Genomic DNA, 26,412 nt, shown 5'->3' with positions numbered 1-26,412 from the left:
GCGTGGCCCGCACGACGGATCAGCGGCTCTGCTTCTGCTGGCAGGGGACGCAGAAGCGGGCGTGCGGCAGGATCTCCAGGCGCTCGGCGGGGATCTCGCCCCGGCACCGCTCGCAGACGCCGTAGGTGCCCTCGGCGACGCGCCGTAGTGCCCCGGCGATCTGCTCGATGCTCTGCCGGGTGGTGGCGATGAGCGCCTGCCGGGTGTGGGCCTCGCCCGGGTCGCCGGTGTCGGCGGTGAGTTCGGTCAGTCTCGTGGTCTGGGCCTCGAACTCCTTGCTGAGGGATGCATGCAGGTTGTCCAGCCGGTCCTGGTCGGCCCGCCGGTGCGTTCCGGTGCTCATGGCGACGTCTCCTTCTCCGGGTAAAAGAAAAAGGGCCGAAGCTGTGTAGCTTCGCCCTTGGCGTCCGTTTCTAAGGTGAACGGTTCCGCCGGTGGGCCACGGCCCGGAACGGGGCTTGGCAGGCCCTGGATGGCCAGGGTGGGCGCGATGCGTGCGCCGAGGAAACGACCTCCCGGCAGCGCGGCGCGGACCGGCCGGTGGGCAGCGCGAAGCACCGTCAACGTCGTGACGGTGGCGGCGTGCTTACCGACCGGTGGCATCCGACCACCATAGGTGGCCGTCGGCGTAAAGCCAACCGCCTTCGGAGTATCCGTCGGCCAGGACCGGGATCGGCTCCGGCGGGCGCAGCCGCGCACCCGCACCGTTGCTGCCGGTCGCCGTTTCGGCCCGATCGCTGATCGTGGCCGGGGCGGGCCGTCAGTGCCGGGCCGCGGCGTAACGGACGTCGCGCATGCCGGGCAGATGCTCCCGGTCGGCCCGCCAGACGAGACGCGCCCGCTCCGCTTCGGTGACTCACGCGGCCGGCGGCTGATGCGTAGACCGGTCAGCGGCTCCCTGAACCCGGTCGCCGATCAGCTTCCGGGTCGGCCGTCGTACCGGCCGGCGGAGTCGGTGAGCTGCCAGAATTCGGCGGGCAGCTGGGTGACGACGTCGTCGTACGCCCCGGGTGGGATCGCCTCGCGCAGCGTGTCGAAGACCGCGCGTACGCCGTCCCGCGCCGTCGAGCCGTCCACCTCGGCCCGCCCGCTGACCTGGTTGATGAACGAGTTGAAGCTGAATCGGCCGGTTTCACCGGCGGGCCCGTGAGCGTACCCCTGCAGTTCCTCGGGCAGCTGGGCCGCGAGGTCCTTGGCCTCTCCGCTCTCGATTCGCTCGGCCAGCGTGGTGAGCGTGGCCCGCGTTATGGCGGTCGCCTGCTCGGGCGAGGTCCGCAGCCGTTTCGCCACGGAGTCGATGAACTCGTTGTTCTGCACCTTCGCCGCCCTTCTCTGGCACGGACAGCGGCGTCTACCCGCGTGCCGGGGGCGGCAAACCGTTGCACGGGCGGCCGTGGCCGCCGCACCTTCAAGGGCCGCCGGCGGCGGTCAGACCGCGCCGTCGGTACGTCGTACGGCCAGGACGGCGACGTCGTCGGTGGCTTCCTCCTCGCCGAGCAGGGTGCCCATCGCCGTGCTGCACATCGTGTCGGCCGGCTGGCAGGTCAGCGACCGGAGCAGCAGGTCGATCCCCACGTCGAGCGGACGGGTGCGCCGTTCGATGAGCCCGTCGGTGTAGAGGAAGAGGCAGCCACCGGGCGCCAGTTCGGTGCGGGTGCTGTGCCGGGGAGCGCCGGGGTACGCGCCGAGCGGAAGGTCCGGTTCGACCGGGACGAGCCGGGTGCCCTCGCCCGGCTCGGCGACAAGCGGGGGCAGGTGCCCGGCGCTGGCGATGGTGAGGCTCCGCAGTGTGGGGTCCAGGACGGCGTAGAGAGCGGTGGCCATGGCGCCCGGCTCGAAGAGCTGCACCTTGCGGTCGAGGCGGGTGAGCACGTCGGCGGGTTCGTCGCTCTCCAGCGCGTAGGCCCGCAGCGCGCTGCGGATGCGGCCCATGACGACGGCGGCGCGCAGGCCGTTGCCGGCGACGTCGCCGATGGCGACCCCGACGTGCCCGGACGGCAGTGGGAACAGGTCGTACCAGTCGCCACCGACCCCGACGGCGGTGCCGGGGACGTAACGCGCGGCCACGTCGAGCCCGGGCACCGTCCGCGGGCGGGCGGGCAGCAGGCTGCGTTGCAGGGCCACCGCGGCAGCCCGGTCGAGCCGCGACAGCCGGGCCTGGGTGGCCAGGCTGGCCCGGTCGGCCACCAGCCGGAGCAGGTCGACGTCGTCGCTGGTGAACCGCCGCGGGGTGAGCGTGCCGACGTGCAGGACGCCGATGACCTGGGAACCGTTGAGCATCGGCACGCCCAGGACGGAGGCCACCCCGCGGGTGATCAGGATCGGATTGACGACGTTGGTCCGGTCGACGTGCTCGATCATGAGCGGCTCGCCGCGGGCGGCGACCGAGCCGGCGAAGCCGCGACCGACGGGCAGCCGTACGCCCTGGCGGACCTCCTGTTCCAGACCGCTCGCCGCGGTGGCGACCAGTTCCTCGCCGTTGGCGTCGACCAACAGGATCGCGGCCGTGTCGGCCTGGAGCAGGTCGCGGGTGCGTTCCAGCAGCTCGTCCAGCAGGTCCTCAAGGCCGAGCTGGGAGAGCGCGGCGTCGGTCACCGCCTGCAGTCGCCGGAGCTTCTCCTCACTGCCGGCGTGCGAGGTGTCGCTGCTCATCACCGTCGCTTCCTCACCGGGGCCCGGCCTGCATGCCGGCGTCCGATCGTACCGGGTGCGTTGCCCGCTGCCGCCGCAACGCGACTACCCGCCCGCCGGCCTGGAGAGGTGGTCCCACACTCCTGTCAGCCGCAGGAGCTGCCGGACCATACCCTGCGCGTTCGTGACGTGGTACGGCTTGTGATGCTCGTCGGCGAGCCGTCGCCCTTTGAGCAGGGCGTTGATCCCGGCCGAGTCGAGGAAGGTGACCTCGGCGAGATCGACGGTGACCGCCGAGGCGGTGCTGGCGATGGCCGCCTCGATCTCGTGTTGCAGGTCATCGGCGGTGGAGAGGTCGATCTCACCCCGCGCGGTCACCCTGACGCCACCGGCGTCAGGATGGTGGGGGTTCGACAGCGGCACGTCCTTCTCCTCTCGCGTCCCGGGCTGGGGGAACGTGCCGACTTTATAGTGAGTCACCGGCATCGTGACGCCTCGGGCGAAGATCGCCGGTGGTGGTTAGGCTCCGGCGGTGAGGACCTCGTGGATGTGACATCAGCCGACCAGCCGGATTCGCGTCCGGCGCTGGCGACGGTACGCGGTGTCACGGCACCCGGCGTCGCGGCCGTCCGGCATCGGGTGACCGATGCGGCAGTGAGCGCCGGCCTGGACTCCGACAGCGCGGAACAGTTCACCATCGCCGTCAACGAGGTGGTGATCAACGCGATCCAGCACGGTGGCGGTACTGCCGACGTCACCATCAGAGTGGGCCTGGGCGCGGTGGTGGTCACCGTGCGCGATCATGGCGGCGGCATGTCCGCCGATGTCTCTCCTCGCCTGCCGTCGCCGCAGACGCTCGGCGGTCGGGGGCTCTGGCTGGTGCAGCGGCTCTGCGCGGATGTCACCATCGAAACCTCAGGCGCGGGCACGGTCGTCACGCTGAGTGCCTTCGCGACCCCGAGATGATCGAAGATCCGCGGCCCTGAAGGGTCCCGTGGCGCGGTGCCGGCGCCACGGGACCCCGTCCCGGTGGGGGTCGTCAGTGGGACATGGCGGCCGCCTGGGCAGCCTCCTCCTGGGCCCGCCGCTCGTCACCACTGAGGGTGTGCAGCGGCTTCTCCTTGATGAAGAGAACCACGACCATCGCGAGCAGTGCCAGCGGCGCGCCGATCAGGAACAGGTCGGCGGTGGCGATGCCGTAGACGTCCTGCACGATCCGTAGCACCGGCTCGGGCAGTTTGGTGAGGTCGGGCACCTCGTTGGTCGAGCCGCCGCCGGACGCGGCCGGCCCCAGCTTCTCGGACATCAGGGTGGTGATCCGGTTGGCGAGCACGGCGCCGAGCGCGCTGACGCCGATGGCGCCGCCCATGCTGCGGAAGAACGTCAGCACGGAGGTGGCCGCGCCGAGTTCCTGGGCCGGGACGTCGTTCTGGGCCGCCAGCACCAGGTTCTGCATGAGCATGCCGACGCCGATGCCGAGCACGGCCATGTAGATCGACAGGACGACGACGCTGGTCCGCGCGTCGATGGTGCCGAGCAGGACCATGCCGGCGGTCATGGTCGCACCACCGGCGACGAGGAACATCTTCCAACGCCCGTACTTGGTGATGAGCTGACCGGCGATCGTCGACGACACGAGCAGACCGAAGATCATCGGAAGGCTCATCAGACCGGCCACGGTCGGCGACTTGCCGAGCGAGATCTGGAAGTACTGCGACAGGAAGACCGTGCCGCCGAACATCGCCACGCCGACGAGGACGCTGGCGATCGTGGCCAGCGAGACGGTCCGGCTCCGGAAGATCTTCAACGGGATGATCGGCTCTGCGGCCCGGGACTCCACGAACACCGCCACGGCCAGCAGGACGACGCCGCCGGCGACCATCAGTGCGCTCCAGCCGGACGCCCAGGCGAACTTGTTGCCGGCCAGGGACGACCAGATCAGCAGCAGCGAGACGCCGGTCGTGATCAGGAGCGCGCCGAGCCAGTCGATGCGTACCTTGCGCCGGGTGACGGGCAGGTGCAGCGTCCGCTGGAGCAGGAAGATCGACAGCAGGGTGAACGGGACGCCGATCAGGAAGCACCAGCGCCAGCCGAGCCAGGACGTGTCGACCAGGACGCCGCCGATCAGTGGTCCGGCGATGGTGCCGACGCCGAAGACGGCGCCGAAGATGCCGGCGTACCGGCCGAGCTCCCGCGGCGGGATCATGGCCGCCATGACGATCGTGGCCAGGGCGGTCATGCCGCCCGCGCCGACGCCCTGGACGATCCGGCTGATCAGCAGCACCTCGACGTTCGGGGTGAAGCCGGCGATCAGCGAGCCGATCACGAAGAGCGACAGGGACGACTGGATGAGCAGCTTCTTGCTGAAGAGGTCGGCCAGCTTGCCCCAGAGCGGCACGGTCGCCGTCATGGCCAGCAGTTCGGTGGTGACGATCCAGGTGTAGACCGTCTGGCTGCCGTGCAGGTCGGCGATGATGCGCGGCAGCGCGTTCGCCACGACCGTGGACGCGAGGATCGATACGAACATGCCGACCATCAGTCCGGAGAGGGCCTGCAGGACCTCCCGTGGGGACATGCGTGTCGGGGCGGCCTCGACCGCGTCGATGGGCGCGGTGGGTGCGGACATCGGGTTCCTTAATTCGTGGGTACGGAAGGGATGGGAGTCAGGGGGCCTGCGGGTCCGGCAGGCCGGCGGCGAGCGTCTCGAACGCCTCGTCCACCAGGTCGGACAAGGAACGCGCTCCGTCGTCGGCGGCCCAGCGGAGCATGGCAGATCGGAAGGCGGCGCCGGTCACGGCCGCGAGCAGGGCCGGAAAATGATGATCGGGCGGTACGCCGACGCGGCCGGCGAGCAGTTCCGTCATCGTCCGTTCCGTCTCGACGCCGGCGGCGACCAGGCGCGGCAGCAGGGCGGGATTCCGTTCGATGACCACCATCCGCAGCAGCCAGCGCTCGCGGTCGGCCTGCATCCGGTCGATCATCTCGGCGAGGGCCGAGCGTACGGCCGCGAGAGCGGGGACCTCCGGCGGTACCTGCGCCAACCGGGTCAGGAAACGGGCGCTGTCGACGGAGTGGTCGGCGACGAGGGCGTCGTCCTTACAGGGGAAGTAGTTGAAGAACGTCCGGGAGGAGACGTCCGCCGCCGCGCTGATCTCCTCGACCGTCACGTGTTCGAGGCCGCGTTCGGCGACCAGGCGCAGCGCGGCGGTCGCCAGCGCATCGCGGGTCTGCTGCTTTTTGCGGTCCCGTAGTCCGACGGTCTGCGCAGCGGGTTGCTCGATCACCGTAACAACCTAGGGAGAACTTTCAGCTCCGGCAAACTTTCGCGGTGTGAAGTGAGATGGCTAACGCCTCCGTCACCCCTGGCGCGGCGTTCCAGGCCGGTGCGTCTCCACCGCGATGGTCAAGAACTGCCGCACCAGGCGGCTGCGGCTGTCCGCGGCCCACGCGAGGCAGACCCGGTTGGGGCCGATGTCGGGTACGACGCTGTGCCTGACGTCGGGCCGGCTGTAGAAGAGGGCCGTGGACAGCGGCAGCACGATGATGCCGCGCCCGGCCGCCACGTACTCCAGCTTCTCCTCCACGGTCAGCGCCGGTGTCTCGGTGGCGTGCCGGGCGCCCCGCCCGTGGGCGTCGGCCCGCCACTCCGGGACCGCCTCCGGGTTCTGCAGGAGATGCTCGCCCCCGAGTTCCTCGATGCTGACCCGTGGCCGGCCGGCCAGCGGATGGTCGGCCGCCACCACGACCACCCGGGCCTCCTCGAACAGCGGCTCCAGGGCCAGGTCGCGCTCGTCGATCGGGAGCCGGACGTATCCGACGTCGACGCGCCCGTCACGGATTACCTCGGTCTGGGTGTCCCAGCTGGTGCGGACGACCTCGACGTCCAGCCCGGGGTTGGCCTCGCGGAGGGCGCGCACTTCGGCGGTGACGGTGAGGCCGGGCATGAACCCGACGGTGAAGGTGCCGGCGCCACCGCGGGCGGTCGCGGCGACCCGCCGTTGCACGGCGGTCGCCCGCGCCAGCAGCGGACCCGCCTCCTCGCGCAACTGCTCGCCGGCCGGGGTCAGCTCGGTGCGTCGCCGGTCGCGGACCAGCAGTTCTGCGCCCAGTTCGCGCTCCAACGCCCGGATCTGGCGGGAGAGCACCGGCTGGGCGATGCGCAGCTGGGCGGCGGCCCGGCCGAAGTGCCGGTGCTCGGCGACGGCGAGGAAGTACCGCAGCTTCCGGAGGTCCAGGTCGGCGGGCATGTCAATACCTTACGGGTATCACAGGAGGCCAGAGAGGTCTTGGACGCCGGCTCGCTCCGGCGCGCAGGGTGGGTGTCACGACATTCGCGAGAAGGGCACACAGTGGCATCACAGAACCTTGACTCCCAGCACGTCGTCGTTCTCGGCGGCACCTCCGGCATCGGCCTCGCCACGGCGCGTGCGGCGTGCGCCGCCGGAGCCACCGTCACCGTCGTCTCCAGCAACCCGGCCAGCGTCGATCGGGCGCTCGCCGAACTACCGGAGAGCGCCCACGGCCACGCGGTCGATCTGACCGACGCTGCCGCGGTGGGTCGGCTCTTCGCCGGGCTCGCCGACAGCGGCATCGTGATCGACCACCTCGCCTACACCGCCGGCGAGCCGTTGACTCTCATGCCGTTGGCCGAGCTCGACCTGGGGCGGGCCCGCGAGTTCTTCGCGCTGCGTTACTTCGGGGCGCTCGGCGCGGTACAGGCCGCGGCGCCGTACCTTCGCGACGGTGGCTCCATCACCCTGACCACCGGCACCGCGGGCAGCCGCCCCGGGCCGGGCTGGTCGGTGGCGTCCAGCATCTGCGGGGCGACCGAAGCGCTCACCCGGGCACTCGCCGTGGAGTTGGCCCCCCGCCGGATCCGGGTGAACGCCGTTCGCCCCGGCGTGGTCCGCAGCCCGCTCTGGGGCGGGATGGACGAGGAGATCCGCGAGCAGCTGTACCGCCAGACCGCCGACGCGGTTCCGCTGGGCCGGGTGGGCGAGGTCGACGACGTGGCCCCGGCCTACCTGTTCTGCATGGCCGACTCGTTCGCCACCGGCACGATCATCACCGTCGACGGCGGCTCGCTGCTCGCCTGAGCGGTGGGGCGGGCGGTTTCGGTGGCCGGAAGGCGGGGATGTAGAGCGACCCGGCCGGCGTGGTGAGCGGGTCGCCGCCCGTGCCGTCCGTCGGGCAGCGGTGGGGAGGTGTTCATGGTCGGCAACGGTCACCTCCCGGAGGAGGAGGGCGGTTTCGGCCGCCGCCTCGACGAGCACGAGCACGAGCCGGGCGGGTGGTGGCCGCAGGAGCCGCAGAGCGGTCCGGGAGGGTTGGTCGACAGTGCCGTCTACGCCCACGGGCACCGGCACGCCTCACCGCCCACCCTCGCCGACACGTACCGCTGCCTGCAGGAGCTGGACGACGGGATGGCGTGGATCGGGCTCTACCGGCCGGGCCGTGAGCAGATCCTCTCCCTCGCCCAGGAGTTCCGGCTGCACGACCTCGCGGTCGAGGACGCGATCAACGCGCACCAGCGACCCAAGCTCGAACGGTACGGGGAGACGCTCTTCATCGTGCTGCGCGCCGCCCGCTACGTCGACGTACGCGAGGAGGTCGAGTTCAGCGAGGTGCACCTGTTCATCGGCCCGGGCTTCGTCATCACCGTCCGGCACGGCGAGGCGCCCGACCTCGCCACCGTCCGGGGCCGGATGGAGGGCGAACCGGGGATGCTGGCCCGTGGCCCGCAGGCGGTGCTCTACGCGATCCTCGACCAGGTGGTCGACGGGTACGCCCCGGTCGTGGCGGGACTGGAACACGACATCGACGAGATCGAGACGGAGGTCTTCGGCGGCGACCCCAACGCGAGCCGGCGCATCTACGAGCTGAGCCGGGAGGTGATCCAGTTCCAGCGGGCCGCCCGACCGCTGCTCGGCGTGCTGAACGCGCTCGCGGCGGGCTCCGGCAAGTACGGCACCGACGAGGAACTGCAGCGCTACCTGCGGGACGTCAACGACCACCTGACCCAGGTGGTGGAACGGGTGGACAGCTTCCGACACCTGTTGCAGAACATCCTCACGGTCAACGCCACCCTGGTCTCGCAGCAGCAGAACGAGGAGATGCGCAGCCTCACCGCGGCCAGCTACGCCCAGAACGAGGAGCTGAAGAAGGTCTCCTCGTGGGCGGCGATCCTGTTCGCACCCACCCTGATCGGCACGGTCTACGGCATGAACTTCGTGCACATGCCGGAGTTGCGCTGGCGGTTCGGGTACCTCTTCGCGATCGCGCTGATGGCGCTCGTCTGCGGCACCCTCTACCTGATCTTCAAGCGACGCGGCTGGCTGTGATCCGGGCACGGGCCATCGCCGATCCGGGTACGGATCATCGTCGATCTGCGTACGGACCAGGGTCGGATCTCGCGGACGCCGCGCGTCGCGTTCCGAGAGCTGTGCCCGCTACTCGAATCCGCGCAGGATGTGGCGCTCGTCCTCGATGTCGTCCTCGTCGGTGCCGATCCTGCCGAGCAGGGCCGCGGCGGCCCAGATCGAGAGGGGGGTGGAAGGTCCGGTGTTGCCGGCGACCTGCGATTCTTCGCTGGTCTGGCTCGATTCGACCGGTGGCGCGCTGCGTTGAGCCTGCATGGCGATGCCTCTCTCTTGCAGCCGTGACCCCTCGGAGCCCACCGACAGCGGCGGTGGGCGGCAGGTGGGCGGATCCCGCCCCCTCGCGGCCCGCACGCCGGCCTGTTGTGACACGGCTCACTCGAACGATCCCACGCCAGGGAGCGTCTGCACACGCGGTTTCCCATTACCCGACTCGTGTCGTCCCGAACCAGGCTCCCGGCAACCCGCCCGCCCACCTCATCGAGCGGGTGGGCAGCCCACCGCAGGTCTCGGTCGGTCGAGGGCGGTGGGGTGATCAGGGCAGGGGGCAGGAGATGCCGCGAGCGTGGTCGGTGAGCGCTGCGCCGACGACCGTCGCCTCCAGCGGCAGCATCTCCAGGCAACGTCGTACGGCGGCGGCCATCAGCGCGTTCGGCACCCGCATCGACAGCGTGCAGTGTGGCACCCAGCGCCCCGGCTGGTAGTGCTCGACCAGGGTGATGCCGGCCGCCGCGAGCCGGGCGTGCACCTGCCGGTGGTGCGCGAGCAGTTCGGCGGTCGGCGCCGGACCGAGCCAGAGCACCCGGCCGACGAACTGCCCGACGTGCTCGAACGACAGCCGCAGCGGCGCCGCGACCACCATGCCACGCAGCGCCGCGCCGACCCGTTCGGGATCGAACCGGGGCGCCACCGCGAGCGACACGTGCGGGCGGTGCCGCTGCTCCAGCAGGGACCGCATGCTCTGCACACCCTCGGACTCCAGCGCGTCCCACAGCACCCGGATCCGACGGGTGGCGTCGGTGTCGAGGTATAGCTCCAGCGCCGCGACCACGTGATCACGGTAACGGGCAGGTTTGGCCGGGGTGGAGGGCGGTACCAGGGAGCGGAGACGACCCTCGGGAGGCGTACGACGTGGACGTGAGTGACCTGCTGATCGAGACGTACGACCGGCTGCCCGACCTGGTCCGCGGCGCGGTCCACGGTCTCGGCCCGGAGCAGCTGCGCCAGGCTCCCAGCCGAGGCGCCAACCCGGTGGGCTGGCTGGTCTGGCACCTGACCCGGGTCCAGGACGGCCACCTGGCCGAACTGCTCGACACCGAGCAGATCTGGGTGACCGGTGACTGGGCGGGCCGCTTCGGCCTGGCCCGCGCCGACCCGGGCGACACCGGGTACGGGCACACGCCCGAACAGGTCGCCGCGGTCCGGCCGGAGAGCGCGCAGGTGCTGCTCGACTACTACGACGCGGTACACACCCGTACCCGAGAGTTCCTCTCCGGGTTGCAGGCCGAGGACCTGGACCGGGTGGTCGACACCTCGTGGGACCCGCCGGTGACGCTCGGGGTCCGACTGGTCAGCGTCATCGAGGACGACCTCCAGCACGTGGGCCAGGCCGCCTACGTCCGTGGGCTGATCAGGACGGGCTGACCGCGCCACGATCCCTCCGCCCGCGTCGTGTCACCCGTCGGGTTGACCCACCCCGCGGCCGTGAACTCACCCGTCGCGGGTGAGCCGGACTCACCCCCGCCGCTGGGAAGGTGACCGGACGAGGGGAGGAGACTGATGGGCACGACGGCCGCGGAGCAGCTGCTGGCGCTGACGCCTGAGCGACGTCCCGAGATACCGGAGACGTTGAACGGGACGCTCCGCCTCGACGCGTACGAAGACGGCTGGACCCAGCACTGGTACCTCACCGTCACCGACCAGCACGTCGAGTTCAGCCGCTCCGCCGACGAGGCCGACCTGGTCTTGCGGGCGCACCGGACGGTGTTCGACCGGATGGCCGCCGGGCAGCTGCGCGCCTCGGCGGCGATGCTGCGCAACGACCTGACCGTCGCGGGCGACATGCGGCTCTTCGTGGTGTTCCGCCGCATCTTCCCCGGCCCGGCGGGCGCCCGGCACCCCCGCGAGGCCGCCCGGCAGCTCGCGGCCGATCCCTCCACCGGACGGGACGGTCGCCGATGAGACCGGAGCGGGTGTACGTGATGTCGGGGAACGCCTTCGCCATCAGCGACGGACAGGGTGACATCCTCGTCGACCCGCACGACCCCATCGGCTACTTCGCGTTCGACACCCGGTTCCTGTCCCACTGGGTGCTCAAGGTCGACGGCGAACGGCTGAACGCCCTCTCCCGTGACGACATGACGTACTTCGAGACCCGGTTCTTCCTGGTGCCCGGGGCGGCCAGCCACTACGTCGACACGGACGTCTCGCTGATCCGGCATCGGTCCCTCGACGAGGCCTTTCATGAGCGCATCGTCGTGCTCAACCACTCCGCCGAGCCGGCCGAGTTCACCGTCCGGCTGGACATCGGATCCGACTTCGCCGACACCTCGGAGATCCAACAGCCGCGTACGCGCGACGTCTCCGTGGTCGCTGACTCGGAGCGGCGCCAACTGCGGTTCCGGTACGCCCGGGACCGGTTCGTCCGCCAGACGGTCGTCACCAGCACCGCTCCCGTGGACGTGGACGAGGGTGGACTGACGTACCGGATCCGGATCGAGCCGGAAGGCGAGTGGATCACGGACCTGCACGTCGCGACGCACATCGAGGGCGCGGCCGGGCGCGACCTACGGGCCAGCCTGGAGGAGCACCGGCAGCACGTCCGCCACACCATGCGCGAGGACCTCCAGGAATGGCTCGACCGGGCACCGCTGCTGATCTCCGAGCGGCCGGAGCTGACGGCGGTGTACCGGCAGTGTCTCGTCGACCTGGCCGCGCTGCGTTACCTTCCGCTCAGCAAGACGGGGTTCGTGCCGGTGGGCGGCCTGCCGTGGGGAATGGCGTTGTACGGGCGGGACGCGATCATCACCTGTCTACAGACGTTGGCGTTCCTTCCCGAACTGGCCAGGGCGACGCTGGACACCCTTGCCACGCTGCAAGGGGACAGGCTCGACGACGAGCACGACGAGGAGCCGGGGAAGATCCTGGCCGAGCTGCGCTACGGCGAGGCGGCGGCGTTCGGCGAGGAGCCGACGGCCCTCTACTACGGCGCGGCGGACACCACACCGCTGTTCGTCGTCCTGCTCGACGAGTACGAGCGCTGGTCGGGCGACGCCGACCTGGTCCGCGAGCTGCGGCATCCGGCCCGGATGGCGCTGGACTGGATCGACGAGTACGGCGACCTCACCGGTGACGGCTACCTGCGGTACCTGACGCGCAACGACCGCAAGGGGTGGGTCAACCAGGGCTGGCAGAACTCGCCGGACGCGATCACGTACGCCGACGGCCGGATACCAGGCCTCCCCCGGGCCACCTGCGAGCTCCAGGGCTACGCGTACGACGCCAAGCGACGTGGCGCCCGGCTGGCCCGGGAGTTCTGGGGCGAGCCGGAGTACGCCGACCGGCTGGAGCGGGAGGCGGCGGAGCTGAAACGGCGGTTCAACAACGACTTCTGGCTCCCGCAAGCGGAGTACTACGCGCTGGCGCTGGAGCCGGACGGCACGCCGGTCGATGCGCTGTCGTCAAACATGGGGCATCTGCTGTGGAGCGGCATCGTCGAGGAGGAACGGGCCCGCGCGCTCGCCGCCCACCTGGTCGGTCCGGATCTCTTCTCCGGCTGGGGGGTGCGAACGTTCGCGGCCGGGCAGCACCGGTACAACCCGGTCGGATCGCACCTCGGTGCGGTCTGGCCGTCGGACAACGCCCTGATCGTGGCGGGGCTGCGCAATTATCGCCGCGACGCGGAGGCTGCCCGGATCGCGTCGGGCATCTTCGACATGGCGTGCACGCTCGGCGGTTCGGTACCCGAGCTCATCGCCGGATACGAACGCGAGGTGACGAAGTATCCGATCCAGCTGCCGGCGGCCGGCCGACCCCAGGCCTGGTCCTCGGGCGGGTTGCTGATGCTGCTCGCCACCCTGCTCGGGCTGCGGCCCAGCGGCGAAAACCTGCTGGTGAGCCCCGTGCTGCCGGCGGGGTTCGGGCGGATCGAGCTGTTGGACATCCCCGGCCGCTGGGGGCATTCGGACGCGTACGGGCGGGACCGCGGCAACCTCCGCGCGCGACGCCCGCGGATGCGCTGAGCGCACGCCTCTCGGCCGGCCGAGCAGCTTGCCGACGCTCCGCTCCGGTCCGGTCTGATCCGGACCGGACCGGTCCAGTCCGATCCGGTCCGGGTGGCTGGCGCGGCAGATCGCGCGGACAGCGCCGTCACGGGGTCGACCTCCGTGGCGAGCCGTTCCGGGCTCGGCCGCCACGGCGACGCTCAGCGCACCACGTCAACGGTGCCGGTCGGCCACGCTCGGCGGGTCGGCCGGCGGGGTGCGGCGTTCACGCTCGTCCGGAGGGCCGGGATGCTCGGTGGATGGTGTCACGGAGCGTCCGTTCCGCTGGGTGGGAGTCCTGACCTGGCCGGGAGGTGTGGCGTGCCGAGCGTCGTCGGCGAGCATCCGGTCGCAGAAGCCGGGTACCCGGGACCGGCCACCCGCGGCCGCGACGAGACCGGCGAGGGCTGGGCTGTCGAGCGCGCCGGGGTCGTCGTCGGCGCGGTACGCCCGGCACAGGTCCGGAAGGGCGACCTCAGGATCGGGCCGCGCCGTCCCGCCGGGTTCCGCCGAGGGCGCCGGTGCGGTGGTGCTTCCCGGCGGCACCGCGCTCGTCGTCGGTGCCGGTGCCGACGACGCCGGGACGCTGGGCGGCGGTGCCGGCCGCGACCCCGGCCAGGTCCCGGTGGCGGCGAGGGCAATCCCGCCGGTCGCGGCCAGGGCGAGTGCGGCGACGCCCGCTCGCGCCCCGAGACGGATGAGGCCGCGGCCGGGCGCGGCACCCACCGGCACCGGCGGTGTGTCCGGGCGCAGCCGCGGACCCGGTGCGTCGGTCAGAGCCCGGCGGTACCCCATCAGCGCGGCACTCTCGCCGTCGAACTCGTGCGGGTGGGGCTCGGCACGCACGGCCAGCAGGAGCGGCACGATCGGATGTGTCTCGGCGCGCGTGGCATCGACGGGACTGTCGAGCAGCCGTTCGACGGTCTCCTGGTCCATCCGCTCTGCGTTCATCTCGTGTCGGTCAGCGCCGCGCGCCCACGAGACGTCACATCACCTCGCCCGCCGGCTGGTCAGCCCATGGTCTTGGCCCCGTCGATTGACTCGCGCAGGATGTCGGCGTGCCCGGCGTGCTGCGCCGTCTCGGCGATGACGTGCAGCAACACCCGCCGGACCGACCAGCTCGCCCCCGGCTCGAACCAGGGTGCGACCGGCAGGGGGTGCGTGGAGTCGAGGTCGAGCATGGCGACCAGGTCGTCGGTGCGTGCCGCCACCCGGGCATAGTCGTCGAGCAGCCCGGCGAGCGTCTCACCCTCGCGCATCCGGAACTGGCCCTCCCAGTCGACCGGCGCGCTCTGCATGCCATCCGCGCCGCCCACCGCGAATCGCATCCAGCTCTCCTCGGTGCCCGCGACGTGCTTGATCAGGCCGCCGAGGCAGAGTTCGCTGACGGTGGTGCGGGCGGCCGCCTGTTCGTCGGTGAGGCCCTCGACGGTCTGCCGCAGGAAGTCACGGTGCCGGCGGAGCGTCTGCACGAGGTCCGCCCGTTCGCTGGTGGTGACCTGTTGCACGGTGCTCATGGATGTCGCCCTTCGCTCGTCTGTCGACCAGGGACAGGGACACCGTACGTTCAGGTACCGACACTTTCCGCTGGTCCGCCGAGGTTGCGGGGGGCGCGGCCCGGGTACCGGAATGACATGGGTGTGATTCGGGTTGGCACGTCGTCCTGGGCCGACCGGGAGGTGTTGGGCTCCGGCTGGTATCCACGGTCGGCGAACACACCGGCCGATCGGCTCCGCTGGTACGCCCGGCACTTCCCGGTCGTCGAGGTCGACACCTCGTACTACGCGGTGCCCGCACCGGAGACCACGCAGGGTTGGGCCGACGCGGCCCCGGACGGGTTCAGCTTCGACATCAAGGCGTTCAGTCTCTTCACCGGTCATCCCACACCCGTCACCGCGCTGCCGCGCGACCTGCGCCCGGCGGGCGGCCCGGAACGGGTACGCCGCCGGGACCTGTCCGCCGGGGCGTACGACGAGATGTGGGCCCGGTTCCGCGCGGCGTTGGACCCGATCGCGGCGGCCGGCAAGCTCGGCGCGGTGCTGCTCCAGCTGCCCCCGTGGCTGGCCCGTGGCGCTGCCGCCCAACGACGCGTGGTCGACCTGGCCGAGCGGTGCCGACCGTGGCGCGTCGGCGTGGAGTTTCGACACCGATCCTGGTTCGACGGACGGGCCGCGCTGGACACGGTGGACTTCCTGCGTAGGCACGAACTCAGCCTCGTCTGCGTCGACATGCCGCAGGGCCACCCGTCCTCGGTCCCACCGGTCCTCATCGCCACCACGGAGCTGGCGATGGTTCGGTTCCACGGGCACAGCGACGACTGGGCGACGGGGGACAAACGGGAGAAGTTCCGCTACGCGTACGGCGAGCGGGAGCTACGCCACTGGTCGGAGCTGCTCACCGAGCTGGCCGGGCAGTCCAGCGAGCTGCACGTGCTGTTCAACAACTGTTGTGCCGGCCAGGCGCAGCGCGACGCTGGGCGGATGGCCGGGCTGCTGGCCGACGCCGGGCACCAGCGTCCCGCGCCAGCCGGCGCCCCCAGCTGAACCCGTACGACCGGCAGGTCCGGCAGGGTCCGACGGCTCGCATCGGTCAGGCGGAACGGCGGCCCCGGCTGCGGAAGGCGTCCTGCGCCCGCTCGTCGATGTCGGCGTCGTCGGGAAAGGACCGGCCGCTGGGTGCCGGGTCGGGTGGCGCACCCGGGCCGGCCATCGGCGCCCGGGTCGGTTCGACCGAGCCGAAGCCGTGCCGGCCCGCGGGCCCGGACGGGCCGGACGGCAGGCCGGCCCGGCGCTCGCCGCGTCGTCCAGGCGGGACGGCCGTCTCCTCGCTGCCCTCGTCCATCGGATCGTCCTCGTCAACGCCCCAGGGCGGTTCCGTGTCGTAGACGTCCCGGGTGCCCCACGGCACCGTGGCCTCCGGGTCGCGCGGGGCCTGGCCGTCATCGCGTCCCTTGTCCGCCGTCATGTCCACCTCGCTGCTCGTCCGCCGGTACCGGCGGCTGATTGCCCGTCATCGCGCGGGTCATGCGCGCCGAGTGCCACGGCCGAGCGCTGATCCGCCGATCCGGCGGCGATCCCGCGGGATCGCCGCCGGATCGGCGGATGAGTGGTTCCTCGGTCGGGCTCAGCGGCTGGACATGGCCGTCGGCCGCTTGGCCGCTCCCATGCCCGCGAACCTGCCGATTCCGGCGGGCAGGTGCACCAAGGCCATCCTGCCGCCCCCGGCGGGCCGGTTCATCCCCGTCAGCTTGCTCACGGCTGCGAACTTGGCCATGCCCTTCGGAGCGCCCATCATTCCGCCGGCCCGGTTCAGCACTCCGCGCCACATCTGGCCCGGCTTCTGCTGCTCGCTCATGTAGGCGGTCACCACCACCAACGCGCCGGTCAGGGCCGGCACCGCCCATTGGAGCAGCTTCATCTGGCGCTGGCTGGCCGCCACCTGCACCGGGGTCATGTGGTTCGGTTCGGTGACGCCGTCGACCGGCGGGTTGCCGGCCCGCTGCAACCGCATGCCGAGCAGCCGGCTGTAGCCGGTGACCGCGAGCGCGCCCACGGTCAGTGCGGTCTTGACGACCGTGGCCCGCGCCACGCCCGCCTGGGCGGCCACCCGTGGGCTCTCCGTGACCAGTTCGCCGACCGCGCCGGCGAGGTGCGCGCCGATCGCGGCGGCGTTCACCGGCGTCCACCGGGACCAGCCGGCCGAGGCCACCGGAAGCCGTTGCGTCGCATCCTTGATCTTCCCCGCCGCGCCGTTGACGCCGAACGCCCCCATCAGGGACCCTCCGAACCAGGCCGCCAAGCCCAGATCGTGCATCGAGCGCAGTGCGCTATGCCGTTCCGACATCTGATCCCCTTCCGCCGTGTCGGGCGCTGCGGCATACCCGCCGCCCTTGCGGCTAACCCCCGGTGTGTCACGGGTCGAGACCTCTGGCGGTGGAACGGACGGGGACAACGGTGCGTCGGGAGACGCGACCGCACCGAGCCGGGCCGACCACGCCGTTGCGGGGGCCGGGAAGGGCTACGGGCACGCTGGGAGGAGTCGTCCGGGCCTGCGGGGGTAGAGCAGGGGGGACCAACGAGGAGGGGGCAAGTGCCATGACGCAGCCGGATGAGAGCCGGGAGAAGACTTCCGACACCGACGCGGTGCTGATGCACCCGGGCAACGACCCCAACCGGAACATCGCGGAGGTGCCGCCGCGACGCGACCACGGCGAGATCCGGGTCGAACGCGACGGTGAGATGGTGCCGATCGAACCGGAGGAGTGACCTCGGCGGGGGTCCCACCCCTCGACCGCTTCGCCTAGCCTGCTGGGCATCGGCTTTCCTCGGTATGGACCGTCGCTCCGGCGCGGGGATCCGACGGCACGGGACCGCGGCCGCGTCCCGCCGGCCTGCCGGATCACCGCTCGACGCCGGCCGTGCCGTGCCCCCGGACGGAGAAGCGATGACCGGTAGGCGAGTTTCACATCCGCTGTTCGCCCGCGTGTTCGAGCGGGCCAGTGTGGCGATGGACCGTGCCGGCGGGGCGAGGCACCGGCACCGGCTACTGGCCGGCCTGCGCGGCGTCGTGGTCGAGGTCGGCGCGGGCAACGGACGTAACTTCGCCCACTACCCGGCGACCGTGACCAGGGTGCTCGCCGTCGAACCGGAGCCCCGGCTGCGGGCCGCGGCCCGGGTCGCCGCGGCGGCGGCGCCGGTGCCGGTCACGGTCGCCGACGGGTTGGCCGAGGCGTTGCCGGTGTCGGACGCGGTGGCCGACGCCGTCGTGGTGTCCCTGGTGCTCTGCTCGGTCGCCGACCAGGCGGCCGTGCTGCGTGAGGCGCACCGGGTGACGCGCTCCGGCGGGCAGCTGCGTTTCTTCGAGCACGTCCGGTCGCGTTCGCCCGGCCTGCGCCGGGTCCAGCGAGTGGTCGACGCCACCTGCTGGCCGCTGCTCTGCGGTGGCTGCCACACCGGCCGCGACACGCTGGCGGCGATCGGCGCGGCCGGGTTCACCGTCACCGAGTTGGACCGGTTCCGCTTCCCGGAAACCGGCGTCCCGGGGCCCGCCGCCCCGCACGTGCTCGGCGCGGCGCTGCGCCCCTAGCGCACCGGGATCCGCCGTACGACCGGAAGTTGTTCGGCGGATCCCGAGCGCGTGGCCCGCGGGACCGGGCTCCCCGGTTCCGTCCGCTGGCCGGGCTTCAGGGGCGGCCTGGTGGGTCCTTCCGTACGTCCTTGGTCAGGAGACGGTGACCGACCCGTTGCCGGCGCGGACGCAGGTGACCGCGCGGGCGGCCGTGGCCGCGGCGCCGGTGAGGCACTGCCCGAGCACCTGGTGCCCGGCGGCGTTCGGGTGCCAGGACTCCTGACAGGTCTGGAAGTACGTGGCGCAGGTGTTCGCGATGCGCTGGATGGCGATCTTGTCCTTGCCGGCAAGGCTCGTGACGAAGGTGCCGTCGGGCGGGTTGTTCTGGAGCCGGATCGGCGTGGCCAGCGCGCCGGTGGGGCTGGCCGCGGACTCGCAGAGCCGCGCGCCGTCGAAGGCCTGCTGAACGTTCAGGTAGACCAGGTCGGCGGCGGGGAACTCGGCGGCCAGCGTGTCCCGGGTCGACTGCACCAGGCTGCCCAGCCCCTGGGAGAAGTGGTGGCCGGGCAGCAGGCTGGCGCGGTGGATCGGGCAGCCGGCGGCGTACCGTTCGGCGCCGAGCGCGCGGAACTTGTCCCGGGTGTCGTCCCGGCCGTCCTCGCTGCGGAAGTTGGACTGCAGGTCGAACGGCAACGGGTTGGTGTAGTCCTGGAAGACGACCCGGTGCTCCCCGTCCGCGTCGACCTGGTCGAGCGTGGTCAGCAGTTGGCGTGCGGCTGCGACGGTCTCCGCGGTCGCGGCGTCGAACTGTGCCGCGGTGGCCAGGTCGGCGTCGTCGCACGGCTGCTGGGGAACCGGGCCGTTGAGGTAGGCCCAGAACTCCCACCAGCCGGTCCACGCGTCGGCGATGAACCGGTTGGCGCACTTCTCGGCCACGTTCCCGAAGGTGAACGAGCTGTTGTTCGAGCCGAGGCCGACCAGCACCAGGTCGATGTCGTGGGTCTGGGCCACCGCCCGGAGCTGGTCGAGTTGGGCGGCGACCTGGCGGCCCTTCGTCCGTGCCGCCGACGCCGTCGCGATGTCGTGGGGCTGCCCGCCGGAGCAGGCCAGGTTGAACCGGGCCTGGATGCCTGGCAGGTTCGCCTGGTGCAGGGAGGCGTTGGCCGAGCGGTGGCAGAAGTACGCGTTGCTGTTCGGCGCCGTCCAGCCCGGGAAGCCCTGAGCGACGCCGTTGACGTCGACCACCGGGGTGTACGACCCGGCGCCCTCACCGCTGATGAAGCTGTCTCCGATGGCGACCGCGGCGGTGGGCAGCGCGGCCGAGGCCGGAGCCGGCAGCGCGACGGCGGTCGACAGTGCGGCCGTGGTGACGGCGAGCGCCGCCACCAGGGCGGTACGACGGAAGCTGGACATACGAGTCCTCCATCTGCCCATCGAAATATGAAAGATTCTTCGAGGCCGCGATCAGACCACTTCGGTGTGATGAACGTCAATCCCCGACGGTGGTCGGGTGCGTGTGACGCGCCGATCCGCCGTACGCGATGATCAGAAGGTCTCCGCCAGGATCCGGGTCGTTCCTGACCCGAACCTCCTGATCACCTGGCCCATCGGGGTGGCCGGGTGGAATCCGCCGGGGACGAGGTGTGTTGAAACGCCGGTGCGAGACGCGGGTCCGATCGACTGCGCGGCGGGTCGCGCGGGGTGCCGAGGCGTTGTCGGGGCATCCGGCTAGGCTCGCTGCGGCGCGCAGCGCCGGCGCGAGACGCCGGTGAGCTGCACCACATCGCCGAGACCGGGGAGTACGACGAGTTGACCGCAGAGCCTGAGACCCTGTACGGGGCCGACGACCTCACCCATCTGGAGGGGCTGGACGCCGTCCGGAAGCGGCCCGGCATGTACATCGGCTCCACCGACAGCCGTGGCGTGGGTCACCTTGTCAACGAGATCCTCGACAACTCCACGGATGAGGGTGTCGCGGGTCACGCCAGCCGCGTCGAGGTGACGCTGCACGCCGACGGGTCGGTGCAGGTCGACGACGACGGCCGCGGCATCCCCACCGACGTGCACGCCCGCTCCGGCCTCTCCGGCGTCGAGCTGGTGCTCACCCGCCTGCACGCAGGCGGCAAGTTCGGCGGTTCGGGCTACAAGACCTCCGGCGGTCTGCACGGCGTCGGCGCGTCGGCGGTGAACGCGCTCTCCCGGCGCTTCGACGTCACCGTCCGCCGTGGCGGCAAGATCCACTCGATGTCGTTCCGGCACGGCGTACCCGGCATCTTCGACGGCGACGGGCCGGACGCCTCGTTCACGGCTGGTCCGGGCCTCCAGGTCGTCGGCGCGATGAAGCGCAACCAGCGCACCGGCACCTCGATCCGCTGGTGGCACGACGCCCGCTACTTCGAGACCGGCGCGGCCCTCGACGTCGAGGCCGTCCGGATGAAGCTGCGCAACACCGCCTTCCTGGTGCCCGGCGTCAGCTACCTGCTGCGTGACCTCACCGGCGACGAGCCGGCCGAGGAGACGTTCCACTTCCCCAACGGGCTGACCGACATGGTGGACTTCCTCGCCCCGGCCGGCGACCGCCCGGTCTCCGGCACCCTGCTGGTCAACGGCGAGGGCACGTACCGGGAGAACGCCGCCGACGCGAACGGCGTGATGCAGTCGAACGTGCAGCGCCGGGCCGAGGTCGAGATCGCCCTCCGCTGGGGCACCGGCTACGAGCGCACCGTCGAGTGCTTCAGCAACACGATCCGCAACGCACACGGCGGCACCCACCGCAAGGGCTTCGAGCGGGCCCTGGTGCGTACCCTGGCCGACGCCGCCCGCAACACCCGTGGCCTGCTGAAGGCCAAGGAGGACGCGCCCACCCTCGACGACGTGCTGGAGGGGATGACCGCCGTCGTGCACGTGCGGATCCCCGAGCCGCAGTTCACCTCGCAGACCAAGGACGAACTCTCCACCGCCGGCATCACCAAGGTGGTCCAGCAGTTGGTGGAGCAGCACCTGAAGTCCTGGCTGGAGGATCGCAGGACGCGGGCCGAGGCGCGTACGGTGCTCCAGAAGATCGTCGACGCGGCCCGCGTCCGGTTGACCCAGAAGCAGCAGAAGGACGCCGCGCGCCGCAAGACCGCGCTCGAGGGCGCCTCCATGCCGGCCAAGCTGGTTGACTGCCGTGCCACCGGCATCGACCGCAGCGAGTTGTTCATCGTGGAGGGTGACAGCGCGCTCGGGACCAGCCGGATGGCCCGCTCCTCGGAATACCAGGCGCTGCTGCCGATCCGGGGCAAGATCCTCAACGTGCAGAAGGCGAATCTCCAGCAGGTGCTGGACAATGCCGAGTGCGCCGCGATCGTCCAGGTCCTCGGCGCGGGCTCGGGCCGTACGTTCGATCTCTCCGCGTTGCGTTACGGCCGCGTACTGATCATGGCGGACGCCGACGTCGACGGCGCGCACATCCGGACGCTGCTCATCACGCTCTTCGCCCGTTACATGCGTCCGCTGATCGAGGCGGGCCGGCTCTACGCCGCCATGCCACCCCTGCACAAGATCACTACGAAGGGGCGGAGCCCGCAGACCATCTACACCTACACCCAGGCCGAGATGGAGACGACGGTCCGCCGGCTGGAGAAGGCCGGCAAGCAGATCGTCACGCCCATCCCGCGCTTCAAGGGTCTCGGTGAGATGGACGCCGACGAGCTCTGGGAGACCACGATGAACCCGGCGACCCGCGCCGTTCGCCGGATCACCCTGGACGACGTCGACGCCGCCGAGCGGATCCTCGACCTGCTGATGGGGGAGAAGGTCGAGCCACGCCGCAACTGGCTGATCGACTCCGCCGACCGGGTCGACCGCGAGGCGATCGACGCATGAGCACCGGGTCCACCCGAGGGGAAAACTGAGCATGGCACGCCGCAAGGAAACCAAGGTCGACCTCTCCGCGTTCGACCAGGCCGGCGCACGGGTCTTCGACAACCCGCTGGTCACCGAGGTGTCGGACTCCTACCTGGAGTACGCCTTCTCGGTCATCCACTCCCGGGCACTGCCGGACGCACGCGACGGCCTGAAGCCGGTGCACCGCCGCATCCTCTGGTCGATGTACGAGCAGGGGCACCGCCCGGACCGCGGGCACGTCAAGTCGGCACGCATCGTCGGCGACGTGATGGGTAAGTACCACCCGCACGGCGACGCGGCCATCTACGACGCCATGGTGCGGCTGGCGCAGGACTTCTCGCTCAACGTTCCGCTCATCGACGGGCACGGCAACTTCGGCAGCCCGGACGACGGCCCGGCGGCCGCCCGTTACACCGAGGCGCGGATGTCCCGCGAGGCCATGCTGCTCGTCGGCGAACTCGGCGAGGACACGGTCGACGTCGAGCCGAACTACGACGGCTCGCTGACCCAGCCGACGGTGCTGCCGGCCGCCTTCCCCAACCTGCTGGTCAACGGCGCGTCCGGGATCGCGGTGGGGATGGCCACCAACATGATCCCGCACAACCTCGCAGAGGTCGTCCAGGCCGCGCGCTGGCTGATCAACCACCCGGACGCCTCCCTGGACAAGCTGATGGAGTTCGTCCCGGGCCCCGACCTGCCCACCGGTGGCCTGCTGCTCGGCCTGGACGAGGTCCGCCGGGCGTACGAGACCGGGCGTGGTGTGGTCCGCATGCGTGCCAAGGTCGAGATCGGCCCGCTGGAGGGTAGCCGCGGACGGCAGGCGATCACCGTGGTGGAGCTGCCGTACGGCGTCGGCGCGGAGAAGGTCATCGCGGCGATCACCAACGAGGTCACCAAGACCAAGCGGCTGAGCGGCATCGCCGACGTGAAGGACCTCACCGACCGGGAGAGCGGCACCCGCCTGGTCGTCGAGTGCAAGGTCGGGGTCAATCCGCAGGCGCTCCTGGCCGACCTCTACCGACTCACCCCGCTGGAGCAGTCCTTCGGCGTCAACAACCTGGTGCTGGTCGACGGGCAGCCGCAGACCCTCGGGCTGAAGGCGCTGCTGGAGGTCTTCCTGGCCCACCGCTACGAAGTGGTGACCCGCCGCAGCTCGTACCGCCGGCGTAAGCGCGAGGAGCGGCTGCACCTGGTCGACGGTCTGCTGATCGCCCTGCTCGACATCGACAAGGTGGTGAAGCTGATCCGGGGCAGCGAGGACGCGCAGGCGGCCAAGGACGCCCTGATGCAGAAGTTCAAGCTCTCCGAGATCCAGGCCACCTACATCCTGGACACCCCGCTGCGCCGGCTCACGAAGTACGACCGGCTGGAACTGGAGGCCGAGCAGGAGAAGCTCCGCGGGGAGATCGCCGAGCTGTCGAAGATCCTCGACGAGCCGAAGGTGCTGCGGAAGCTCGTCTCGGACGAGTTGGCCGCAGTGGTGAAGCAGTTCGCCGCGCCGCGCCGCACCACCCTGATCGACGGCGACCTCAAGGAGGTGCTGGCCGCGTCCGCGCCGGCCGGTCCGCTCGAGGTGGCCGACGACCCGTGCCAGGTCATCCTCTCCGCGACCGGGCTGGTGGCCCGGACGGCGGCCGAGTCGGAGGAGACCGCCGAGGTGCGTCGCCGGCACGGCCGGGTCAAGCACGACGTGGTACGCGCCAGCGTGCCCTCCACCGCCCGCGGTCGGGTGTTGCTGATCACCAGCGCCGGGCGCGCCTTCAAGATCGACGTACTGCCGTTGCCGGTGCTGCCGGAGCAGGCCGGCACGCTGTCGCTGCGCGGTGGGATGTCCGCCGCCGAGCTGGTGCCCCTGGAGCCGGGGGAGACCGTGGTGGGGCTGGCGCCGCTCGGCTCAGCCGCGGAGGGCTCACCGGGGCTGGCGCTCGGTACCCGGCAGGGTGTGGTCAAGGTCTGCGCGCCGGAATGGCCGGTACGCGCCGACGAGTTCGAGGTGATCGGCCTCCGCGAGGGCGACGAGGTGGTCGGGGCGACCTGGCTCACCGACGGCGCCGAGGCGCTGACCTTCCTCACCTCTGAGGCGTCCCTGCTGCGCTTCCCGGCGACGCTGGTCCGCCCGCAGGGCATCCGGGGTGGCGGCATGGCCGGCATCAGTCTTCCCGGCACGGCCCAGGTGGTCTTCTTCGGCGGGGTACGCACCGACGACCCGACGCACGGGGAGCCGATGGTGGTCACCTCGACGGGCGCCACGGTCAAGGTGACGCCCTTCGCGGCGTACCCGGCCAAGGGCCGGGCGACGGGCGGCGTCCGCGCTCAGCGTTTCCTCAAGGGGGAGACCGAAGTGGTGGTCGCCTGGATCGGCCCGCGCCCGGTCGGCTCCACCGCGAACGGCGAGCCGGTCGAGCTGCCCGCGGCCGACCCACGCCGGGACGGCTCCGGCTTTGCCGTGATGCTCGGCCCAACGGTCATCGGCCACCAGATCGAACGCGACTGACCCCTACCCCACAGCGCCCCCGGCCCCAAACCCCCGGGTTCGCCCCCCACCCCCCCACCCTGTTGATCATGAAGTTGTTGCCCCTGCGACCGGCGTGTCCGGGCAATAACTTCATGATCAACGCTCGGTAAGGCCGGGAGGGTGGGAGGGCAGGAGGGGAGGGGGGAGGGGGTCAGAGTTCGGGTTCGGGGGAGGGGCGGGACTGGTCGGCGGTGGTGCCGCGGAGGCGGGCGATCAGGCGCATGCCGTGGTAGATCACCAGGGCGGCGCCGGTGCCGAGGGCGATGCCGTTGAAGGAGAGGTCCCCGGCGGTGAGGGTGTAGTTCGCCGCACCGATGATCACCGCAACGGCCGCGGTCATCAGGTTCACCGGATCGTGGAAGTTCACCCGGTTCTCGATCCAGATCCGGGCGCCGAGGATGGCGATCAGCCCGTACAACGCGGTGGTGGCGCCGCCGAGCACCCCGGCCGGCACGGTGAGGATCAGCGCGCCGAACTTCGGGCTCAGCCCGAGCAGCACCGCGGTCAGCCCGGCCACCCAGTACGCGGCGGTGGAGTAGACCCGAGTCGCCGCCATCACGCCGATGTTCTCCGCGTACGTGGTGGTGCCGGAGCCGCCACCGGAGCCGGCCAGGACGGTGGCGAGGCCGTCACCCAGGAAGGCCCGGCCCATGTCGCGGTCGAGGTTGCGGCCGGTCATCGCGGCGACCGCCTTGACGTGCCCGGCGTTCTCCGCGATCAGCACGAGGATCACCGGGATGACCAGCACCACGGCCCGCAGGCTGAAGCTGGGCGCGTGGAAGTCGGGCAGGCCGACCCAGGCGGCCTCCCGCAGTCCGGTCACCGCCGCCGGGTCGAGCTCGCCGAGTGCGGCGGCGAGCAGCCAGCCGACCAGCACACCGAGCAGGATGGAGAGCCGGGCCAGGAAGCCGCGGAAGAGCACGGTGGCGAGCAGGATCGCGACGAGGGTCACCACCGCGATGAGCGGCTGGGCCTTCACGCCGGTGCCGGCGCCGCCGCCGTCCCAGGCGACCGGGGCCAGGTTGAGCCCGATCAGCGCGACGATCGCGCCGGTGACCACCGGCGGCATCAGCGCGTCGATCCAGCGGGACCCGGCGAGCTGCACGACGAGGCCGACCAGCGCGAGCGCCACCCCGGCGACGATGATGCCGCCGAGGGCGGGACCGAGGTCCCCGCCGGCCTTCGCCGCCAGCACCGGCGCGATGAAGGCGAACGACGAGCCGAGGTACGACGGCAGCCGGTTACCGGTGATCAGCAGGAACAGCAGGGTGCCCAGCCCGGAGAAGAAGAGCGTGGTGGCCGGCGGGAAACCGGTGATCAGCGGGACCGTGAAGGTCGCGCCGAACATCGCCACCACGTGCTGGACACCGATGCCCAGCGTCCGGGGCCAGGAGAGCCGTTCATCGGGGTGGACCACGTCGCCGGGGCGTACGGAGCGTCCGTCGCCGTGCAGGGACCAGGAGAACCGGTGCGCGGGTTCGGTGGATGTCTGGGTCATGGCGGCCCTTCGTCGGAGGGATGACGGGGGCGGTGACGACCCTGGACGTCGTTTCTAGCATGATCGGTCTGCGCCTTCGCACCGCCGGGGCTGTCGTCTGATGCCCGGGCGGCTCGGCGAGACCACCGGAAGCGGTGTGCTGCTGCTCGTGGTGCCCCGGCCGGATCCGTCCGC

Annotated in this window: 26 protein-coding genes; 11 read left to right on the top strand and 15 right to left on the bottom strand. The window is 71.5% G+C overall.

The features are described 5' to 3' along the window. Window positions 1-19 precede the first annotated feature (19 nt). The 4 genes from AB0F98_RS00850 to AB0F98_RS00835 form a co-directional block, all read right to left on the bottom strand. Window positions 20-343 (bottom strand): TraR/DksA C4-type zinc finger protein, encoded by a 324-nt coding sequence (locus AB0F98_RS00850; RefSeq protein WP_357726582.1) that lies wholly within the window; start codon window positions 341-343, stop codon window positions 20-22. 572 nt (window positions 344-915) lie between these two features. Further along, a complete protein-coding gene (locus AB0F98_RS00845; protein ID WP_357726579.1) occupies window positions 916-1,317 on the bottom strand; it encodes a DUF2267 domain-containing protein in 402 nt (133 codons plus the stop codon). 111 nt (window positions 1,318-1,428) lie between these two features. Beyond that, complete coding sequence (locus AB0F98_RS00840) at window positions 1,429-2,652, bottom strand: GAF domain-containing SpoIIE family protein phosphatase (RefSeq protein WP_357726576.1); 1,224 nt, start codon at window positions 2,650-2,652, stop codon at window positions 1,429-1,431. Between the two features lie 84 nt (window positions 2,653-2,736). After that, entirely contained in the window at window positions 2,737-3,117 is a 381-nt protein-coding gene (locus tag AB0F98_RS00835) for an STAS domain-containing protein (RefSeq protein ID WP_357726573.1), read from the bottom strand. Here AB0F98_RS00835 and AB0F98_RS00830 point away from each other — a divergent pair. After that, window positions 3,031-3,597 (top strand): ATP-binding protein, encoded by a 567-nt coding sequence (locus tag AB0F98_RS00830; protein ID WP_357726570.1) that lies wholly within the window; start codon window positions 3,031-3,033, stop codon window positions 3,595-3,597. The two genes, AB0F98_RS00835 and AB0F98_RS00830, sit on opposite strands and share 87 nt — an antisense overlap. Before the next feature lie 73 nt (window positions 3,598-3,670). Here AB0F98_RS00830 and AB0F98_RS00825 read toward each other — a convergent pair whose 3' ends face one another. The 3 genes from AB0F98_RS00825 to AB0F98_RS00815 form a co-directional block, all read right to left on the bottom strand. After that, the gene (locus AB0F98_RS00825) at window positions 3,671-5,257 is read right to left on the bottom strand and encodes an MDR family MFS transporter (RefSeq protein ID WP_357726567.1); all 1,587 of its coding nucleotides are present in this window, start codon (window positions 5,255-5,257) and stop codon (window positions 3,671-3,673) included. Between the two features lie 37 nt (window positions 5,258-5,294). Then, window positions 5,295-5,915, bottom strand: coding sequence for a TetR family transcriptional regulator (locus tag AB0F98_RS00820; protein WP_357726564.1), 621 nt, complete (start codon window positions 5,913-5,915; stop codon window positions 5,295-5,297). A gap of 72 nt (window positions 5,916-5,987) precedes the next feature. Further along, window positions 5,988-6,878: a LysR substrate-binding domain-containing protein gene (locus tag AB0F98_RS00815; RefSeq protein WP_357726561.1), complete on the bottom strand. Its 891-nt coding sequence runs from the start codon at window positions 6,876-6,878 to the stop codon at window positions 5,988-5,990. A 102-nt stretch (window positions 6,879-6,980) separates the two neighbouring features. Here AB0F98_RS00815 and AB0F98_RS00810 point away from each other — a divergent pair, with 102 nt between their 5' ends. Beyond that, a complete protein-coding gene (locus AB0F98_RS00810) occupies window positions 6,981-7,727 on the top strand; it encodes an SDR family oxidoreductase (protein WP_357726558.1) in 747 nt (248 codons plus the stop codon). 114 nt (window positions 7,728-7,841) lie between these two features. Beyond that, complete coding sequence (gene corA / locus AB0F98_RS00805; protein ID WP_357726555.1) at window positions 7,842-8,972, top strand: magnesium/cobalt transporter CorA; 1,131 nt, start codon at window positions 7,842-7,844, stop codon at window positions 8,970-8,972. A 108-nt stretch (window positions 8,973-9,080) separates the two neighbouring features. Here the strand turns inward: corA and AB0F98_RS00800 are convergent, their stop codons facing one another. Together AB0F98_RS00800 and AB0F98_RS00795 are read right to left on the bottom strand one after the other, a co-directional pair. Further along, window positions 9,081-9,266 carry a hypothetical protein gene (locus AB0F98_RS00800; protein WP_357726552.1) on the bottom strand — a complete coding sequence of 62 codons (186 nt, stop codon included), beginning with the start codon at window positions 9,264-9,266 and terminating at the stop codon, window positions 9,081-9,083. Window positions 9,267-9,543: 277 nt separating this feature from the next. Then, window positions 9,544-10,059: a 2'-5' RNA ligase family protein gene (locus tag AB0F98_RS00795; protein WP_357726549.1), complete on the bottom strand. Its 516-nt coding sequence runs from the start codon at window positions 10,057-10,059 to the stop codon at window positions 9,544-9,546. An 80-nt stretch (window positions 10,060-10,139) separates the two neighbouring features. Here AB0F98_RS00795 and AB0F98_RS00790 point away from each other — a divergent pair, with 80 nt between their 5' ends. The 3 genes from AB0F98_RS00790 (at window position 10,140) to AB0F98_RS00780 (ending at window position 13,249) form a co-directional block, all read left to right on the top strand. After that, window positions 10,140-10,652, top strand: a complete 513-nt coding sequence (locus AB0F98_RS00790) for a DUF664 domain-containing protein (RefSeq protein WP_357726546.1) — start codon at window positions 10,140-10,142, stop codon at window positions 10,650-10,652. A 135-nt stretch (window positions 10,653-10,787) separates the two neighbouring features. Then, the gene (locus AB0F98_RS00785; protein WP_357726543.1) at window positions 10,788-11,189 is read left to right on the top strand and encodes an SCP2 sterol-binding domain-containing protein; all 402 of its coding nucleotides are present in this window, start codon (window positions 10,788-10,790) and stop codon (window positions 11,187-11,189) included. Beyond that, entirely contained in the window at window positions 11,186-13,249 is a 2,064-nt protein-coding gene (locus tag AB0F98_RS00780; RefSeq protein ID WP_357726540.1) for a glycogen debranching N-terminal domain-containing protein, read from the top strand. The genes AB0F98_RS00785 and AB0F98_RS00780 overlap by 4 nt, the downstream gene beginning before the upstream one ends. Window positions 13,250-13,444: 195 nt before the next feature. Here AB0F98_RS00780 and AB0F98_RS00775 read toward each other — a convergent pair whose 3' ends face one another. After that, window positions 13,445-14,221 carry a hypothetical protein gene (locus tag AB0F98_RS00775; RefSeq protein ID WP_357726537.1) on the bottom strand — a complete coding sequence of 259 codons (777 nt, stop codon included), beginning with the start codon at window positions 14,219-14,221 and terminating at the stop codon, window positions 13,445-13,447. 59 nt (window positions 14,222-14,280) lie between these two features. Beyond that, entirely contained in the window at window positions 14,281-14,787 is a 507-nt protein-coding gene (locus AB0F98_RS00770; RefSeq protein WP_357726534.1) for a DinB family protein, read from the bottom strand. Between the two features lie 117 nt (window positions 14,788-14,904). Between AB0F98_RS00770 and AB0F98_RS00765 the strand changes: the two genes are divergently transcribed. Beyond that, window positions 14,905-15,813, top strand: a complete 909-nt coding sequence (locus AB0F98_RS00765) for a DUF72 domain-containing protein (RefSeq protein WP_357726531.1) — start codon at window positions 14,905-14,907, stop codon at window positions 15,811-15,813. Between the two features lie 46 nt (window positions 15,814-15,859). Here the strand turns inward: AB0F98_RS00765 and AB0F98_RS00760 are convergent, their stop codons facing one another. After that, window positions 15,860-16,234: a hypothetical protein gene (locus AB0F98_RS00760; RefSeq protein ID WP_357726528.1), complete on the bottom strand. Its 375-nt coding sequence runs from the start codon at window positions 16,232-16,234 to the stop codon at window positions 15,860-15,862. A 159-nt stretch (window positions 16,235-16,393) separates the two neighbouring features. Next, entirely contained in the window at window positions 16,394-17,113 is a 720-nt protein-coding gene (locus tag AB0F98_RS00755) for a hypothetical protein (protein ID WP_357726525.1), read from the bottom strand. A gap of 251 nt (window positions 17,114-17,364) precedes the next feature. On the opposite strand from AB0F98_RS00755, the gene AB0F98_RS00750 reads away from it, so the two are divergent. Next, window positions 17,365-17,535, top strand: coding sequence for a hypothetical protein (locus tag AB0F98_RS00750; protein WP_357726522.1), 171 nt, complete (start codon window positions 17,365-17,367; stop codon window positions 17,533-17,535). Window positions 17,536-17,713: 178 nt separating this feature from the next. After that, entirely contained in the window at window positions 17,714-18,355 is a 642-nt protein-coding gene (locus AB0F98_RS00745; RefSeq protein WP_357726519.1) for a methyltransferase domain-containing protein, read from the top strand. A 135-nt stretch (window positions 18,356-18,490) separates the two neighbouring features. Here the strand turns inward: AB0F98_RS00745 and AB0F98_RS00740 are convergent, their stop codons facing one another. Continuing rightward, window positions 18,491-19,750, bottom strand: a complete 1,260-nt coding sequence (locus AB0F98_RS00740) for a hypothetical protein (RefSeq protein ID WP_357726516.1) — start codon at window positions 19,748-19,750, stop codon at window positions 18,491-18,493. 360 nt (window positions 19,751-20,110) lie between these two features. Here AB0F98_RS00740 and AB0F98_RS00735 point away from each other — a divergent pair, with 360 nt between their 5' ends. Next, window positions 20,111-22,204 carry a DNA topoisomerase IV subunit B gene (locus AB0F98_RS00735; protein ID WP_357728962.1) on the top strand — a complete coding sequence of 698 codons (2,094 nt, stop codon included), beginning with the start codon at window positions 20,111-20,113 and terminating at the stop codon, window positions 22,202-22,204. 31 nt (window positions 22,205-22,235) lie between these two features. After that, complete coding sequence (locus AB0F98_RS00730; RefSeq protein ID WP_357726513.1) at window positions 22,236-24,719, top strand: DNA topoisomerase IV subunit A; 2,484 nt, start codon at window positions 22,236-22,238, stop codon at window positions 24,717-24,719. 172 nt (window positions 24,720-24,891) lie between these two features. Here the strand turns inward: AB0F98_RS00730 and AB0F98_RS00725 are convergent, their stop codons facing one another. Beyond that, window positions 24,892-26,238, bottom strand: coding sequence for a solute carrier family 23 protein (locus AB0F98_RS00725; RefSeq protein WP_357726510.1), 1,347 nt, complete (start codon window positions 26,236-26,238; stop codon window positions 24,892-24,894). Window positions 26,239-26,412: the final 174 nt, after the last annotated feature.

Source organism: Micromonospora sp. NPDC023737, from assembly GCF_040639715.1.
GTDB lineage: Bacteria > Actinomycetota > Actinomycetes > Mycobacteriales > Micromonosporaceae > Micromonospora.
This window is presented reverse-complemented; position numbering and strand designations above follow the sequence as displayed.